The sequence below is a fragment of the Psychrobacter sp. JCM 18902 genome (assembly GCF_904846615.1).
Classification (GTDB): domain Bacteria; phylum Pseudomonadota; class Gammaproteobacteria; order Pseudomonadales; family Moraxellaceae; genus Psychrobacter.
In genome coordinates, this window is record NZ_CAJHBK010000002.1 from 1 (window position 1) to 16,011 (window position 16,011).

General features: G+C 40.1%; 17 protein-coding genes and 1 pseudogene. 6 read left to right on the plus strand and 12 right to left on the minus strand.

Annotated elements, in window-relative coordinates:
- Position 1 precedes the first annotated feature (1 nt).
- Complete coding sequence (locus JMY05_RS13400) at positions 2 to 274, minus strand: hypothetical protein (protein WP_011959985.1); 273 nt, start codon at positions 272 to 274, stop codon at positions 2 to 4.
- 133 nt (positions 275 to 407) lie between these two features.
- Positions 408 to 734, minus strand: coding sequence for a hypothetical protein (locus tag JMY05_RS13405; RefSeq protein ID WP_045448097.1), 327 nt, complete (start codon positions 732 to 734; stop codon positions 408 to 410).
- A gap of 325 nt (positions 735 to 1,059) precedes the next feature.
- Between JMY05_RS13405 and JMY05_RS13410 the strand changes: the two genes are divergently transcribed.
- The 4 genes from JMY05_RS13410 to JMY05_RS13425 all read left to right on the plus strand — a co-directional run bounded on the left by JMY05_RS13410 (position 1,060) and on the right by JMY05_RS13425 (position 5,870).
- On the plus strand, positions 1,060 to 1,806 hold the full coding sequence (locus JMY05_RS13410; protein ID WP_045448100.1) for a heavy metal response regulator transcription factor: 747 nt from the start codon (positions 1,060 to 1,062) through the stop codon (positions 1,804 to 1,806).
- Positions 1,796 to 3,268: an ATP-binding protein gene (locus JMY05_RS13415; RefSeq protein ID WP_201615418.1), complete on the plus strand. Its 1,473-nt coding sequence runs from the start codon at positions 1,796 to 1,798 to the stop codon at positions 3,266 to 3,268. Before JMY05_RS13410 ends, JMY05_RS13415 begins: the two co-directional genes overlap by 11 nt.
- A 183-nt stretch (positions 3,269 to 3,451) precedes the next feature.
- The gene (gene lgt, locus JMY05_RS13420) at positions 3,452 to 4,336 is read left to right on the plus strand and encodes a prolipoprotein diacylglyceryl transferase (RefSeq protein WP_201615419.1); all 885 of its coding nucleotides are present in this window, start codon (positions 3,452 to 3,454) and stop codon (positions 4,334 to 4,336) included.
- Between the two features lie 811 nt (positions 4,337 to 5,147).
- Entirely contained in the window at positions 5,148 to 5,870 is a 723-nt protein-coding gene (locus JMY05_RS13425; RefSeq protein WP_045448103.1) for a CHAP domain-containing protein, read from the plus strand.
- A gap of 1,377 nt (positions 5,871 to 7,247) precedes the next feature.
- Here JMY05_RS13425 and JMY05_RS13430 read toward each other — a convergent pair.
- The 8 genes and pseudogenes from JMY05_RS13430 to JMY05_RS13465 form a co-directional block, all read right to left on the minus strand.
- Complete coding sequence (locus JMY05_RS13430) at positions 7,248 to 8,216, minus strand: DNA-binding protein (RefSeq protein WP_060492332.1); 969 nt, start codon at positions 8,214 to 8,216, stop codon at positions 7,248 to 7,250.
- A 141-nt stretch (positions 8,217 to 8,357) separates the two neighbouring features.
- Positions 8,358 to 8,654: a hypothetical protein gene (locus tag JMY05_RS13435; protein WP_045448295.1), complete on the minus strand. Its 297-nt coding sequence runs from the start codon at positions 8,652 to 8,654 to the stop codon at positions 8,358 to 8,360.
- Positions 8,641 to 8,927: pseudogene (locus tag JMY05_RS13440) on the minus strand (BrnT family toxin). Before JMY05_RS13440 ends, JMY05_RS13435 begins: the two are co-directional and overlap by 14 nt.
- Before the next feature lie 8 nt (positions 8,928 to 8,935).
- Positions 8,936 to 9,151: a type II toxin-antitoxin system RelB/DinJ family antitoxin gene (locus JMY05_RS13445; protein ID WP_045448298.1), complete on the minus strand. Its 216-nt coding sequence runs from the start codon at positions 9,149 to 9,151 to the stop codon at positions 8,936 to 8,938.
- A gap of 84 nt (positions 9,152 to 9,235) precedes the next feature.
- Positions 9,236 to 10,027, minus strand: coding sequence for a replication initiation protein (locus tag JMY05_RS13450; protein WP_201615426.1), 792 nt, complete (start codon positions 10,025 to 10,027; stop codon positions 9,236 to 9,238).
- Complete coding sequence (locus tag JMY05_RS13455; RefSeq protein WP_201615420.1) at positions 10,024 to 10,188, minus strand: hypothetical protein; 165 nt, start codon at positions 10,186 to 10,188, stop codon at positions 10,024 to 10,026. The genes JMY05_RS13450 and JMY05_RS13455 overlap by 4 nt, the downstream gene beginning before the upstream one ends.
- A 329-nt stretch (positions 10,189 to 10,517) precedes the next feature.
- Positions 10,518 to 10,688, minus strand: a complete 171-nt coding sequence (locus tag JMY05_RS13460) for a hypothetical protein (protein ID WP_157292455.1) — start codon at positions 10,686 to 10,688, stop codon at positions 10,518 to 10,520.
- A 198-nt stretch (positions 10,689 to 10,886) separates the two neighbouring features.
- Entirely contained in the window at positions 10,887 to 11,132 is a 246-nt protein-coding gene (locus JMY05_RS13465; RefSeq protein ID WP_201615421.1) for a hypothetical protein, read from the minus strand.
- A 383-nt stretch (positions 11,133 to 11,515) separates the two neighbouring features.
- Between JMY05_RS13465 and JMY05_RS13470 the strand changes: the two genes are divergently transcribed.
- The gene (locus JMY05_RS13470; protein ID WP_201615422.1) at positions 11,516 to 13,747 is read left to right on the plus strand and encodes a MobA/MobL family protein; all 2,232 of its coding nucleotides are present in this window, start codon (positions 11,516 to 11,518) and stop codon (positions 13,745 to 13,747) included.
- A gap of 25 nt (positions 13,748 to 13,772) precedes the next feature.
- On the plus strand, positions 13,773 to 14,729 hold the full coding sequence (locus tag JMY05_RS13475) for a hypothetical protein (protein WP_201615423.1): 957 nt from the start codon (positions 13,773 to 13,775) through the stop codon (positions 14,727 to 14,729).
- 188 nt (positions 14,730 to 14,917) lie between these two features.
- On the opposite strand, the gene JMY05_RS13480 is transcribed toward JMY05_RS13475, so the two are convergent.
- Entirely contained in the window at positions 14,918 to 15,193 is a 276-nt protein-coding gene (locus JMY05_RS13480) for a hypothetical protein (RefSeq protein ID WP_045448311.1), read from the minus strand.
- 156 nt (positions 15,194 to 15,349) lie between these two features.
- Positions 15,350 to 15,574: a helix-turn-helix domain-containing protein gene (locus tag JMY05_RS13485; protein WP_045448313.1), complete on the minus strand. Its 225-nt coding sequence runs from the start codon at positions 15,572 to 15,574 to the stop codon at positions 15,350 to 15,352.
- Positions 15,575 to 16,011: the final 437 nt, after the last annotated feature.

Genomic DNA, 16,011 nt, shown 5'->3' on the forward strand with positions numbered 1-16,011 from the left:
TTTAAGATTTACTGTCGTTAGTAACGCAGTGTTTTTGGTACATTTGCTTCATTTTACCCATGTTAGCCATCATCGCTTTCATGGCAGGATCGCTCATGTCCATCTTGCTATGATCCATTTTTCCCATCATATCCATATGCTTTTGCATTTTTTCACAGTTCATTTGATCTTTTTCAGCATGCATTTTAGGGTCATGCGCCATAGCTGAGGTCGATACGACAAGAGCGATGGCCGTCATTGCGATTGATTTAGACAGTAATTTAAATTGTGACATGATTAATTCCTATTGTTTGGATTAAAGGCTATTGAGTTCAATAGCTGTTAAACCAGCCTAAATGATACATTAATCATTCTGACTGGTAGATGACGTTAAGATTACAATGCTGTCATTCTCACCGCTTTAGATTTTAATGCGCGATATATTCATTTAATATGGCTTCAGCATTTCTATCACGATCGCTACCATATTTTTTCACAAAATACTTTTCAGACTGCAAGTGTTGATCTTGATGCTGTACCTGACACGCGACTCTCGCATCAACATAGCCTTTCATTTGCGCGCTAGAAATCTGTGCATCGTTATGATCTGCGTTCTTTGCAAAACTAGTGAGCGCATCACAATTACCGAGAACAGAAGCATCTAAGTTTGTGGTATGCGCATTGGCCGCTGACATGCCCACTAACATCGATACTGAAAGCAAAGCTGCTTTTTTTAATGAACTATAATTTTTCATATAAGACCCTTTAAAGATAAATAACAAACTGTTTAAGTAGGATAATTGCTTTACTCGTAGAGGCAGTCTGTATCAGAGACAAGCCAATATGCGGCGTTGATTTAGAATACTAAATGGTGGCTGACAGCTAGATGACACGGATATTACATGTTCGTTAGGAACAGCATAATATTGTCATCTTCTTGTCATTAAAACCAAATACCAGCATCTGTCTCTATCCAAAGAACACTGTTATAACAAGGGTTCCTGATAAATATATGGCTGATAAGCTAACAATGTTAGTGATACGCTGTTGACAACTATAATGATATAAAGGTAAGCAACGATGAAAGTACTGTTAGTAGAAGATGAGAAAAACCTTGGAGAATATATTAAGAAAGGCTTAACTGAGGCCGGTTTCATCGTGGATCATCACATGACAGGTTTAGATGGCTATCATGCGTTAATGACTGAAGATTTTAGTGTGGTTTTGATGGATGTCATGCTACCTGACGTCAGTGGCTTTGAGTTGGTACAGCGCTACCGAGCTGCTGGAAAGCATACGCCAGTTTTATTTTTAACGGCTAAAGATGATTTAAGCGATCGGATCAAAGGTATTGAAATTGGTGGCGATGATTATCTGACCAAGCCTTTTGCTTTTGCTGAACTGATTGTTAGAATAAAAAGCCTATTGCGCCGTGCCAATCAATCTGATTATAAAAGCTCGGTCATACACATAGCTGATCTGAAAATGGATATTGCCAAACGCACCGTTCATAGAGGCAACACTAATATAAAATTGACTGCTAAAGAGTTTGCTTTATTACAACTTTTCTTAGAACGTCAAGGTGAGGTACTGCCGCGCACTGTGATCGCCTCGCAAGTATGGGATATAAACTTTGAGAGTGATACGAATGTCATTGACGTGGCTATAAGGCGCTTGCGGATAAAAATTGATGATGGATTTGATATAAAGCTGATTCATACGGTACGCGGAATGGGCTACAAGTTAGAGCCACTGGCTGTCGACGTGGATAGTGGCATGGGCGACGATAGTATTAATAAAGACAGTCTGACATCAAATGAGACATAAATCTAAGAATCGGCGTTGGTCACTGTTATGGCGAACTATTTTTTTACTGACATTGTTCGTTATTATCTCTCAGGTTATTATCTACGCATGGGTTCAGCGCTCTGTGAGTGGACACTTTGAGCAAATGGACTCAGAAATCCTTACTCATGCAGCTTTTAACCTGCGCAAACGTATGGTTAGTTTGGAAGATCACATAGAACCATTCACAGTATCAAAGTCGCAAGCGCTAATTGATGCCAATCATCTACATTCTTCTTGGCTGGATTATGATTTAAAAACCTTAGTATCAGATAAAAATGGCAAATTATTATCCAGCGATCCCAGTAATTTCATCAATGATCTACCGGCAGATTTTAGCTTGTTACAACTATTGCAGGACTATCGCGATCAGCAGTTTATGATCAAGATAAATAATAGGCATTACCGAGCCATTATCATTACACATCAAGAGGGTTTGGGATTTTTTGCTCTACCTATCGATGTGCATAATCAATATCTTATCCAGTTTAATCGCCAGCTGAGCTTGATACTTATCGCCATTACCTTATTATTGGTTTCAGTAGCAGCACTAAGTGTACACTGGGGTTTTGCTCCCCTAGCTACTATCGTACAAAAGATGAAAGGCATTAATCTTCAAAGGTTAGATGAAAGAATTGTGGTTGGCGATATGCCGTTAGAATTACGTCCACTAACGGAGTCTTATAATTCTATGATGGTCAAGCTTGAAAGTAACTTTGAATCATTATCACGGTTTTCAGACAATATCGCCCATGAGCTACGTACGCCAATAGCGACGCTGAGTACGCAAACGCAAGTCATGTTAACTAAGCCAAGAGAAAGCGACGAATACATTGAGCAATTGCATCATCAGCATGATACGTTAAAGCAGTTATCCGCCATGATTAACGATATGTTATTACTGGCAAAAACTCAAAAAGAGCTGAGTGATTCGCAAATCAGTCATGTCGATATAGAGAGCTTGATCACAAAGCTTATAGATTATTATGAGATGATTGCTGAGGATCGTGAGATAATCTTTGAAAAATCGGGTGATTTTAAAACAGTACTAGGTGATAAAGGCTTATTGCAACGGCTGTTTGCCAACCTGATGTCAAATGCGATTTATTATGCGGCTAGTAATAGCACTATTATGATATCCGCTACTGTCCTCACTTCAAGCACCTCGCTTAATGCGCCAAAAGACGATATTCAATCCCCAGAGCAGCTCTGGTTAAGAATAACTATGACCAACCGTCTAGACAAACCATTAAATCAGATTGAAGCCGATAAACTGTTTGAGCGATTCTATCGTCATGATAAAACGAATACGATGCATTCAGGAACAGGCTTAGGCTTATCTATTGTGCAAGCTATCGCCAATGCTCATAATGGCAAAGTTAGTATTACTATCAAAGATGAGTGTCTTTTTGAGGTTGCTGTAAAGTTGTTGATTGCCAGGTAGTAAATACCTTCATACTGTCTATGAACCGCTCAGATTAGATCGAAGGCGAGTTTACTTGGAAGGTCTCTCTATCCATAAGATGAGATTCTGACTTGCGATAGTTGTACTTTTCAATTGTTGGACAAAAAATTTCTTATATAAGCCTATTTCATACATTCTATTACCAATAATTATGATGCCTTTATGATGATTCATCCTCAGTATGATCCCGTAGCGCTTTCCTTGGGTCCATTGGAAGTGAACTGGTATGGGCTAATGTATTTGCTAGCCTTTGCTGCCGCTTACGGTTTGGCTTGGTATCGCAGTACCAAACGCGACAATTGGACCACCGACATGGTCTCTGACTTAGTCTTTTATGGCGCGCTTGGTGTCATCTTAGGCGGTCGTATTGGCTATGTGCTGTTTTATCAGTTCGGTGAATTACTCCAAAACCCTGCCTATATATTAAAAGTCTGGGAAGGCGGTATGTCTTTCCACGGCGGCTTTATCGGCGTCATGCTAGGTATGTGGTTCTTTGCCCGTAAATATAAAAAGACTACCTTTCAAGTATTCGATTTTATCGTTCCTTGTGTACCAACCGGCTTACTGTTTGGGCGTATCGGCAACTATATCAATGGCGAATTATGGGGTCGCGTCTCAGACGGTGGCTATAACTGGCTGACCTACTTTCCGCAAGCCGCGGCGTTTGATATGGAGCAATTACAGAGCAATCCACAATTGCAAGAATTGATGATTGAAGTCAATGGTCAATACATATTGCCTCGTCATCCATCACAGCTATATGAAGCCTTTGCCGAAGGTCTGCTGCTATTTATATTCTTATGGTGGTATTCATCAAAACCACGTCCACGTATGGCCGCCTCCGCTGTATTCTTACTAGGCTATGGCATCAGCCGCTTTATCATTGAATTCTTCCGCCAGCCAGATGCTGACCAAGGATTCATATTATTAGGTTGGATGACCAAAGGGCAAATCTTAAGCGCGCCGATGATTATCGCCGGCTTAATCATGCTGATTTATGCTTACAAACGCGGTATTTATGATTGGGGTAAGCAGTCTGCATATTAGAAATAAGTGTCGAGGTGCATGAACAAATAAATATAAATGCAGTTCTAACAAGATACATTCCATTTGCAGAATTAATACCTATGTTAGTACAAGGATTTTTATTCCTAAACCTAATTTTTCATCAGATAGTGGAACTTCAAAAGCTAAAAATAAATTTGGATATGTAACTTTTTATGTCAATGTAACCTATTTTAGATGTTATCTGTCTTTAAAATAACCAATTTCTTAGAAATTAATACAAGGAACTACATGATGTATCGCAACAATTACGTAAGATTACATAGTTCCTTAGCGAATTAAAATTCATATTGACACTATAAACTAGTATATTATTTTAATAATTGGTTAAACCCTATATAGCATAATTACTTCACCCACTAAAAAAACGTTTGAGGATTAAATCTAAATTAAGGATTTAATCCTCAAACGTTTTTTTCTGCTTATCAAACAGGAGATATTGTTGTCAGGTTGGTCAGCTATATTCTATAAATGTTACACGAAATTACATTATAAAATAGGTATTTTTTATCATTTTATAAGCTTAAAAAGAGCTTTTATCAGATTTTTATTAGTGATGACATGCTTTACAGCCTATGCTAAAGTCCGATTTGTGTTTTGGCTAACAGTTTGACTTCCAATAAATTTATAAGGTTTTAGCGAAATCGTTGATAATGCCGGCCGCCTATGAAATAAGGGTTTGCAGCATAATTATTAGTCACCACAATGTGTATATTCTTGAGTTGTTGAGATTTAATTGACTGCTCTGTTATGGACAACAGACCATTTTGAATTAACCGTAGGTATTAGATTTATGAAACAGGCCTTATTGATTTTGTCAGTACTGGGTATGGGCATAGCACAAACGAGTACTGCTGCTGTAACGACCTTTCAAACAAGTAATAATATAACCAATATTTCTGCGGCATCAAACTACAGTTCGTCAAAAAATATTTATAGCACCAAAAGTGGTGCTTATGTTTCTAGCAATGATGAAATCAGTCAAGCAATTAGCAACTTAAGTGCGCAGGCTCAACAAAAAGAGAAACAGCTTTCGTTATCAAGTAGCCGCTTATATGCTGAAAGACAACAGCAGCAAGTCAATACTATCCCTGATAGCAATTCAGCACCCGCTATCGCTGCTGCTCGCGCTTCACGAGTGGCTCTATCTAGCAGCTCTGGATACTGTGCCCGTTACGTACGTAAAGCACTACAATCAGCTGGTTATGAGTTCACTCCAAATCCTTCAGCCTATCAGTACGCTACTCGTGGCACACTTGAGAAAGCAGGTTTCAGCAAAATCAGCAATGATATGCCAACCCAAGTAGGTGATGTTATTGTCTATGATCGCTCATCAAAGCGTCCACATGGCCATATTCAAATTTTCGATGGTACAGATTGGATTTCTGACTTCCGTCAGAACAGTATCAGCCCATACAGTGGTGTCTATGCTTATACGACATGGCGTGATTCAAAATATGTGGATGACGCATCCGCATCAGATCGTAATATCTACCTTGCTATGAATGATAAATAAGACCTGAGAAGTCAGCACAACATATTTATTGCTTTTCTCCAACCCAGTAGTGATCTTACTATCATTGCTGGGTTTTTTTGTGCTTAACATCAGGGTGTATTTAACCTTTCATGATTTGATCAGTCAGAAATAGACACTACTGATATCATTACTCATTACAAGAATTATCGGCAAGCGCGTTTAAGATGCCACATGATACCGCTTGTGCACTACCTGCACATTTCTGGCGCAAAACTGAGAAATTTTTGGATTGCTAGCATTACAAGACAAATTACGAAACGACGCTCATGAAGATGTGGCTTAGCTCAAAGCGTATGGGTAAACCACCCCGAGTTCGTCGTACTCTCTAAGACTGTTTAGTCTCCGAAAACCTGAGGCGGTTCAGATAGTTTTTTTTGAGAGAGTATGACACTGCCAAAGCGATCTGAATTACTTAAACCAATTGATTGTATCAGTGCCTAAAAATTTTACGAAAATCTTATCAAAGGACTAGACAAAAAAATGCCTCTGGGAGTTGACTCCCAGAGGCATTTAGTTTTAAATGTAGATAACGGTTACAGTGTGCGACAACACGCTGTAACGAACAAATAAGCACACAGACTGCGTTATTTGAACAGCATTAAATGCCCGTTTAGGGTCATTTTATCCAAAATCTGCTTTCATATCAACTCTATTTGCTATACATTTTAAAAACTGCTTGTTCGCTCGTTACATTTTCGTGCTGCTCTCTCTGTACCCGTTACCCGTCAAATGGGTGGCAGGCCTCGGTGACGACTGCGTTTGACATAAGGGTGAGCTCCCTACAGGGGTGACTAGACAAAGGATCAGAGCAACGCAATGAGTGGTTACTTGTGCATATCGTAGCGGTATATTGGGCGAACGCCCTTGCTAGCGTATGACAGCACAGTAGCGGTTATGAGCGTGTCTAGGCGGTGCTATCAGCCGTAATCATAACAGCCGTAGCTTGATACAGTGATACGGTCTTGATGACGCGATGGGCGATGAAGTCGGCATGACTAATCACATCAAATTCAAGGAATGCACTAAAGTGTTTGTGAGTGTTTTTATTATACTCATAACTGCTTTAGGGTGAGTGTTCCTTGAAATCTGCTCAAGGCTCCAAAATCAGCATAAATTCACTTAGGCTAATTTAAGTAGTATATAGCCCACTCGGCTATATACTATAAGAGTCCAGAGAAAAATTTAGAATAGTTATTATACAGCAGTCACTTATTCAGTGAGTCGATATTGTCATGGTTGATTCATAAGCTTAGTGTGAATAGAACGAGATCTATGCCTTGGGTAAACTACCTCCCAAACTTATAACTGTTCTTTATCTTGAAATCCTAATTAAACTGAAACCTCGAATACTTTTATTTAGTCAGCATCCAAAGTATTATCTTTGTTTTGAATAAGTATTAGAGCATCTTGTGCTTTCTTAAGTTGATCTTGTAACAGAGTCACTTGTTCCTGCTTTGATAAATGACGGCTTGATAGCTCGCTATATTGTTTATTCAATACGCTATGCTCAGCTTCAAGCTTAGCCTGTGTTTGAGTCAACTGATCGTTGAGTCCTGATAGTTTGTTACGCTCAGCGATTATGGCCTTTAACTCCCCTTTAACCTCTGCTGTGTCAGTCGCTATCTCATTGCGTTCAGTAGTGACTTTCTTTAGCTCATCCTTAGTCGCGGTCAGTTCTATTTGCAGACGTGAAATTTCTGCTTTATCGCTATGAGCAGTGGCTTCAAGCGTGGCCACTTTTGATAAGTTGACGTTAAGCTCTTTTGCTTGCTGGTCAAAGCTGCTGTGTAGCTCTGCAAGTTGCACTTGGGCTGCATCTGTTTTAGCTTGCTCAAGCTCAAGCGCGTGCTGAGTATCACTGAGCGTCTGTAACAGCGTATCACGCTCAGCAGTCATTTGAGCTGTACTGATTGCCGCTGCCTCTGCCGTTGCTGTGACTTCATCGAGCTGTACCAACAAATCGGCTTGTTCACTCTCTAGCGTTTTAACCGCCTCTTGCGCCTCATCTGTTTCAGCTTGTGCCTTGGCCTTAATACTCTCTAGTGCCTCACGCTCTTTCACCAAGCGATCATTAGCGATATCAATGGCCGTCTGCCACATATCCGCACCAAGCGCTTGTAAGCGCTCAGTGATACCACTTGGTAGCTCAACCTGTCTGAGCTGCTCTTCTTCTTGGTTATCCTGACGCCAAGACTTCATCGCCTCACTGATGGTTGTGAATGAACCACCGCCCAAAGCCTTACGCACCTCAGCTAATGTTGGCTTAATTCCTTGTTCTTGCAATTGGTCGGCAGTAGCATGAATTTGCTGAATAGTGATGGCCATCATCATCGTCCTTAATTTTGTATGAATAAATATGTAATTGTTGTATATTATGTATGTAGTATAATACAATTTACAATATACTACAATACAAAATATAAAAAAACCTCAAGTGATCTTGAGGTCACGGTCATTAAATTATAGTTAGTGATCCGCTAAGTATTCTTCTAGCGCATTATTGATCATTTCTTGATAGTCACCACCTGTTTGCTTGGCTCTATCCTTAAACTTGGCAATGATACTTGGGTTGATGACGCTCGCTTCAGCAGAGAACGCTTGCGGCTTAATACTGCCACGGATAGCGTTTGACCAATCCGTAACTTCTGGAATATCTGATAAATCAATATTGTCATCACTAAGCGTTGCTAAATATTCTAAGTCCGCTTGTTGCTTTGCCGTTAGTGGTGGTAAATCGTCTATTTGATAGCTAACCTTGTTCATATTGCCTCCTCTCACTCTTTGTGGCACGCCTAGCCGAGATAATGCGTATAACCTCGCCACCATCTATGTCTGTCTGCGTATGGGCTACTAATAAGACTGCTGTGCCGTCTATTGTACCCAGCGCCTGCCACCGCTCCTCACCATTTTCATACCTGTCTTGCTGACGCAGGCATAAAGGATCTAAAAAACCCGGGTAGCTGCCTCAAATGATAAACGGTGTTTGCACTGATTGGTGATGTTTTTTTGTTCATCCCATTCAAATCTAATACTCATCTTTTCTCTCAATCAGTATGCTCTTTATAGATTGGCAATTCATCTTGACTGACAGCTGCTACTTTCTGATACTCAAAAGATAGTGGCACTTTATTGGTTTGCGCCACTTGGGTCAAAAATAATTTGATCGCTTGAGACGGTGTTAATCCATAGCTTTCAAATACCGAAAAAGCATTTTCTTTTAGCTCTTGATCGAGCCTAATATTATAATTAGTTGTCGTCATAACATCACTTTTAGCTTATTTATGTACATATAATATAAGCCATTTGTATAGGCTACGCTAGCTCAATTACTCTTTTTTTCTTTGCTATGATTTCTGCTTAGGGAACGTATAGCCTATCGCCAGTAAGTGCTTTTTGTGGGTCTTTAAAAAAGCCTCATCTCTTAATTGAGTGTGTAACCAACTAATAACTTCTTGAGTGCTTTTACCTGATGGTGCGTAACTACCAAACGGTGAGTAGTTAGCCAACAAAGGGGCAAAACGATCAATTTGCTTAACGGTTAGAGGTGGGATATCTCTATCCTCATTATTCTGATTTAGGCCCTCCTGTCCTTTTTTCTTAGTTGGCTTGGCCTTGACGGTGAATGTCAAACCTGTAACTGTGCGTCCACGTTTGATGTTTTCATAGGTGATTTTGATGTCGGTTTTCTGATTAATTTCTTTTATGGGCCCATCAACTGCATTCTCTTTCAAATTGTTGATGCGCTCATACGACTTAGGCGTGCCAAGTTCTTGCCTATATTGATCTAAAGTCATAGAAAAACCACCCTTCCCCTCAGACTTTTTTGCTAGATGGTAAAGGTCTAACGAGTAAGTCAATTTGAGGTTTAAGATATCTTCTTTTAAATATTTAGTGTAAGGGTTGAGCTTATCAAAAACCTGAAGTAAGTATATTACCTCATCTGTAAAATGCATCGATATATAGCCATCTGCATATTTCGACCTGATTAGCCATTGAACCTCTGTATCATCACCATCCTTATCCTCATAAATGAATGTACGCTTCATTAATTTTTTGCTAGCTGATTTCATTTGCTTATAAGCCGAGTTTCTATCTATTCCGCTAAGCTTAGCAAATTCAGAAGACGCAACCTCTATCGGTGTTTTTCAGTAGCATTATTAACCCTAACCAATGGGCTCGCTAGAATAATGATGCGCTTCTCATCAATAGACATCTCTCTAAAAGCTTGAGTAATTTTATTCTGCATAACAATCCATTTTTCAGGATATTTTTTTTCGTATAGCTCGACATCATTCATTATGACAACCTCATTATGCTAGTTACTTTAAGATACTAGCATAATGCGGGATAAAAGTAGCATTTAAACGGGATAAAAGTAGCATAATGCGGGATAAAAGTAGCATAATGCGGGATAAAAGTAGCATAATAGAGTGCGTAACCCTTTAATAGCAAAGCTTACAGACTGTCTAAAAGTCTTTAAAAGTTTTTAAAAGTAAAAAATATATTTTTATTTTAAATAATAAGGAAAAAACCAAAAAACCGACGGATTTAAGATGATAATTTGATCGACCAATCACTTGTAAAACTGATCAGTAGCTCAGAATGCAATTGTCCATTTACTTAATGTTATTCCACGTTCGCATGGTTCGGATCAAGCTTAGATCTTTGAAGATCTTCAAAAGCATGGTCAAAGATATTTTGAATATCTTCGTCTGTCATTCTGGACAACCCTGTTTTCACATTCTCAATATCAGTCTCATTTTTTGTAGATAGTTTGTCTTCATTTTCAGTAGCCATTATCGACACATCTGTAAACACTTATCAAACCGTTGCTAAAAAGCCTAGAAACCACTCTTATATACGTTTTACGCTCTGTCCGATACGATGGTAGCTAAAGCTATTCTAAAACGCTTAAAACAGCCGATAACCGTCTCCTAACCTTTCGCTAATTAGTAGACGATCCAGCTGTACCTTCAATTAGGCGATTTCTAGCAGCTACTGTGCTGATGAGTAAGCATCAAGCAATGAACCGTGGTCACTGTCCTGACTGCTTTTAGGTGGTGTAAAGCTGCTTGGTGTTTCCTTAGCCTCACTTTGCATCTTATGAGCGATTGATTTTAAAAACTCACGGTGCTTTTTTAAACGAACGTACCTTTCATTATCATGGGCGTCTAAAAATATAGCTTGTAGTTCATGATTGTCATCATCGTCTAATGCGTTGGCTAACCATTCCCCCAACACCTGATGTGCCTCAAGTCTGTCCTGATTGATTTCTTTTTAATAGCCTGTAACTGCTTTATCTTATCTGCGAATAGATCGTCTGATATTACTGACATTATCTCATCCTTTTCTAGTCAACTATGATAGAGTTGATCCTAGCAGTGTACACATAGGGATGCAAGGTAGTAAAATACACAAGACCACATTGTTTCGTGGGCGCAGTAGTCAGGCTATTAAAAAAGAAATCAATCACTTGAGGCACATCAGGTGTTGGGGAATAGTTATTAGCATTAGACGATGATGACAATCATGAACTACAAGCTATATTTTTGAACGCCCATGATGAAGGTATACCGTTTAAAAAAGCACCGTGAGTTTTTAAAACCTTATCTGATCGCTATAATGTGCTTGTCGATGTGGCCATCCATCGACCCCACAGTCATGAGAAACATGTGGGGAAAGGTGAAGTGGTTGAGCTGACCAGTAGTAACTTTCATGCCCATATTTTACTCTCAAGCCGTGAAGTATTAGCGGATGCGGATAAAGGTTATGTCTTATCGAAGCGTAAGAATTGGACACAGTGGTCAACCGGTGAGCGGCTATCCAAAGGACTAAATGGGCGCGGTGATGAGCTTAAATATCAACGCACCCTTTGGGCGGATATGGCTAACGAGCTATTGCCTGAGAATAAAGCGATCAATGAGAAATCGTACCGTGAGCAGGGCATTAATCGTTTACCAAAAATGAAACTGGGCAAGTCATTGTATAAGGATGTCTTAAAAGGTAAGCGCTCAGTGATTCATGAATACAACGAGACAATTGATGAGATCAATGCCTACATCGAAAAAAATGGTCTGGTAATTGAGTATGACGACAAGGGTCGCATTGATCTTGAGAGCAACGCACAAGAGGTTAATGGCGTTACAGTGCATTATAAAAAGCGTAAACCCTTTGCGCGACTTGAGCTTAGTAACATTCGCTTGGTGGATCCCGCCGCTGAACTGACACCCGCTACCCTTAAAAAGGACAGTCAGACTCATAGTGATGCGGCCAATGATGACGTACTTGATGAGCTTTTAGTGATCTCAGACGATTTTGAGCAGCAAAAAAAGATGGTACGCAGCGCCTTATTCTCAACCATTGATAGGCTGCATGAAGAGTTAGCACACCAGTCTAAACAGACCATCACTATTGACAAAAATATTAAAAGCACACCGAGGTTCACCGAAGAGGTGGGACAGGATTACAGCACGTCCCGCCAAAAAATGATTGAGCTTACCAAGCAAATAAACACAAAAGAGAAAAGCGAGGCTCTAAATGAGGCTTTAGCGTTGGTTGAGCAGTTTAGACAAGACGACACCTTACAAACGGGCCGCGCCGTTACAAGTCTTGAGAAGCAACTGTCACAGATTGATAAAATAGTGCTGAACAATAAAGCGGTGCTAAAAAAGCTGATCCCGCTTAATAATGAAGTCGTTGCTGACTACAAAGGGTTAAAGGCCACCCTAAAACCATTTGCCGCAAAGCTGAATAAACTGGCGACTGGCTTTAAAGCACTTGATGAGATTGATATTGAAAAATCCGACTTATCCTTACAGTGGGATCAAGCGTTTGCGGATCTACAAGAGATAGACGTCACCAATAACATGGACACTTATCATAAGTTTGCCGCATTTGCAGATCTGGATGTTGAGCGCCTTAAATACCTTGAAAAAGAGCGTGAGGCGCTCAGTACGTTAAAAGCAGTAGAGGTAGACGCGGATGCTTACACTCGTTTAACGGCATTGACCGCTGATGTTAAAGCGTTTAAGACCACAAATAATGAAGACATCAAACAGTTAAAGCAGCAAATTAATACCAGTCAAAAAACCTATCAGCGCCTGTCGCCGTTTTATGAGCAGCGTATCGCCTTACTGGATCAAAGTGAAGCTGTGATTGTGCAAGATGATGACCTATACGATGAGATTACCCGTACCAAGACCACTCAATTGAACGCAGATCGGCTTGATGACTGGCGCAACCGTACGATGGTGCTTCACCACCAGCTCAATAAAGCACATGAGCAAGCAAAGCTTAAGGAAGAGGCTGAGCGCGCACGAGAGGAGGCTTTAATCAGGCGGCGAGTAGCTTTACAACAGAGACGGCAGCAGGCATCTCTTAAGCGTCAGCGAATCAATGAGACCAAAGCATATCGAGATCGATTTGACAATTTAGTGGTACGGGTGCGTGACCGCGTTGATACCCTTGATTTTAAGGCCGTTGATGCACCGATCGAAGTGATCAACGCGGCTGAGGCGGTTGCCGCACAAGCATTTATATTCACCACTCTAAAACGCGCTGACAGCTTTACGACACTACAAAAGAGTTTACGAGACACCGATGCCAAAAAAATTGCAACGCAGGTGCAGAAGGCAGCAACATCGCTGTGGCAACAGCTTGAGCGCTTGCCTGACAATCAAGATAAGGTCGAGGTATTAACCCAGATCAATGAGCGCTTTGAGCACGTTCCTGCTATCACCATAGATGCGGCAACGCTCACGCAAACCGTGACAGATCATTTGCAAAAAACGAAGAGCGCTATCCAAGCGCATGAACAAGCACAAACACGCCGCTACCCATCACCACGTCCATTTTAGGCGGCATTATGATAATGAGCATCCCATGAATAAAGACAATAGCAATGAGCAGGACATTCACGACGAGCTTATTAATCTCGTGACCAGACTCAAACCTGTGATCGAAGCTCTGCGAGCACTGATTGGACAAGCTGACGATGTAGTGGCAACGCGCCTTGATCACTCTCTTAGCCGTATCGATACCAAGATAGATGAGATGACTTCAGTTACTCAAAAGCTGGATGGTAGCGCAAGCAGTGCCTCGAAGGCATTGAGTCAGTATCAAGAACTTGTATTAAAGCAGCTTCAAGCGGCAGTGACCACCTTTACTGACACTGAAATGCCGCGTCGTTATGATGACAAAATAGCGGGTATCATCACCGATATGAAACAGCAGATTGATACGGCTGTACAGGCGGTCGTCACTGCTAAAAACGCCAGCATAGAGGCGCAAGTGATTACCATGCAAGCGGTGGCTGATAAGCTTGGCGCTAGTGCGGACAGTCTTGCACTCTTTACCAATCAGTACCAAGCTGGTCATAAGCAGATTATTACCGATATTGAGGCGCTTGAGACCGCTACAAAAAAGCGGATTGGAGAAGTAAAAGAGGAGGCTGAAAAAGACTTGGATAAGATTTACAAGTCTATTGAGTCCATGAGTATTAAAAGGATAGCAGCAGTGGCCGCCGCCTGTATGGCAGCTGTGATAATAAGCCTTGTGGCCCTGATCTTTTGGTATGTGCCAAGCTTTGATGAGATTGCAGAAATGAGACAGCAGCAAGCAGAGCTACAGCGCGGCATCGATGAGCTTGAAACGGGTTGGAAACAGGCCTTTAATAATGCTCAAAGTGCGCAGTTTATTTTGGCTTGTGATGTTAATAAAGAGCAGCCTGATGCAATCAGCTGGTGCGTTAGAGCAGACAGTAAGAGTGTTTTGAGAGATGAGAGAGGCTTTGTTTATTATAAAATAGCTGGGGTGCCGCGTGCAAAGCCGACTGAGTAAAGACGTATGGTAATAGCGAGCTATATTGCCCAAAAGTGCGTCTTCTGAAACATATAAGACTGAAAAAAGGCTTGTTTGATTGTCGTTATCTTTGTCTATATTAAAAAGCCAGATAATGACACTTTATCTGGCTTTAAGGGTTATTGTTTCTTGTTAAACAAGAAGTCTGTAAATATAAGCTAAAGTGACTAGGCTGCTTGGTCAGTATGAGCTGTGACCAACTCTATAAAAGCAGTTTCAAGGGTACTTAACGCATAATCATCAATCATAAGACCGTCATCTATCTGTCGTTGCACCCAGACATAAATCGCTTCATCATTATAAAGAATAGCGTCAACACCAAGTAATGATGCCAGTTGTACGCCTTGCTGTACTTGTAAGCTGAATAACAGCTGAGAGGCTAAAGCTTTAGTCTGTTCACTAAACCAAGCGCAGCTGTTGAGCCGAGATAGATTGTTATTCATTGGTATTCTCCTGTAGATTATTGTGTATAAATAATGGATAAAATGACTTACTACAGGTCAAATTATACCTATATTTTAATCTATTGCAAGAGAAAATGACCTTCTATAGGTCTTTTTATACTTTTAAAGGTGATAATGTCTTATGAGCGAAGGTGTTCACTCAGGTGATTCACTGCTGTCCTCATTTATGATTTCATATAAATCACCAACATTGATTCTAAGATACGTGCATAAAGACTCGATGATATCTAGATCAACTCGGGTGGCTTCTTCATGATACATGCGAGTAATGGTGCCACGATTGATACCAGTATCTCTTGCGACATCGGCAATTTTAAGGCGTCTTTCGCCCATGATGGTCGATAAGTGACACTTCACCATAGTGGTTTCCTCATTAACGATTAGTAGTTTTTGATTGGTGAACGGATTATAACGAATATGAGCGGCTAAAGTATTCCTTTTAGTAGCTCAAATTGGTATCCAATAGCGCAATTTGCCTAGTAATAGGCAGTTTATTATGCTGTCTTTGATACAGGACGTCTATCATGATGGATATACGCTAGTTAGAAAAGGCGATGCTATTTTTACTATGAAGTATTGCTATTAATAGTGATGTGACGTACATTTTTAGTTATACTTATATACTTATATACTTATATACTTATATACTTATATACTTATATACTTATATACTTATATACTTATATACTTATATACTTATATACTTATATACTTATATACTTATATACTTATATACTTATATACTTATATACTTATATACTTATATACTTATATACTTATATACTTATATACTTATA

Bases quoted from the DNA above. Each gene is read 5' to 3' on its own strand.
- JMY05_RS13460 (WP_157292455.1), bottom strand. From the start codon at position 10,688: ATGGCTACTGAAAATGAAGACAAACTATCTACAAAAAATGAGACTGAT.
- lgt (WP_201615419.1), top strand. From the start codon at position 3,452: ATGATGATTCATCCTCAGTATGATCCCGTAGCGCTTTCCTTGGGTCCA.
- JMY05_RS13405 (WP_045448097.1), bottom strand. From the start codon at position 734: ATGAAAAATTATAGTTCATTAAAAAAAGCAGCTTTGCTTTCAGTATCG.
- JMY05_RS13435 (WP_045448295.1), bottom strand. From the start codon at position 8,654: ATGAACAAGGTTAGCTATCAAATAGACGATTTACCACCACTAACGGCA.
- JMY05_RS13425 (WP_045448103.1), top strand. From the start codon at position 5,148: ATGAAACAGGCCTTATTGATTTTGTCAGTACTGGGTATGGGCATAGCA.
- JMY05_RS13455 (WP_201615420.1), bottom strand. From the start codon at position 10,188: ATGAATGATGTCGAGCTATACGAAAAAAAATATCCTGAAAAATGGATT.
- JMY05_RS13430 (WP_060492332.1), bottom strand. From the start codon at position 8,216: ATGGCCATCACTATTCAGCAAATTCATGCTACTGCCGACCAATTGCAA.
- JMY05_RS13410 (WP_045448100.1), top strand. From the start codon at position 1,060: ATGAAAGTACTGTTAGTAGAAGATGAGAAAAACCTTGGAGAATATATT.
- JMY05_RS13485 (WP_045448313.1), bottom strand. From the start codon at position 15,574: ATGGTGAAGTGTCACTTATCGACCATCATGGGCGAAAGACGCCTTAAA.
- JMY05_RS13445 (WP_045448298.1), bottom strand. From the start codon at position 9,151: ATGACGACAACTAATTATAATATTAGGCTCGATCAAGAGCTAAAAGAA.
- JMY05_RS13400 (WP_011959985.1), bottom strand. From the start codon at position 274: ATGTCACAATTTAAATTACTGTCTAAATCAATCGCAATGACGGCCATC.
- JMY05_RS13475 (WP_201615423.1), top strand. From the start codon at position 13,773: ATGAATAAAGACAATAGCAATGAGCAGGACATTCACGACGAGCTTATT.
- JMY05_RS13415 (WP_201615418.1), top strand. From the start codon at position 1,796: ATGAGACATAAATCTAAGAATCGGCGTTGGTCACTGTTATGGCGAACT.
- JMY05_RS13480 (WP_045448311.1), bottom strand. From the start codon at position 15,193: ATGAATAACAATCTATCTCGGCTCAACAGCTGCGCTTGGTTTAGTGAA.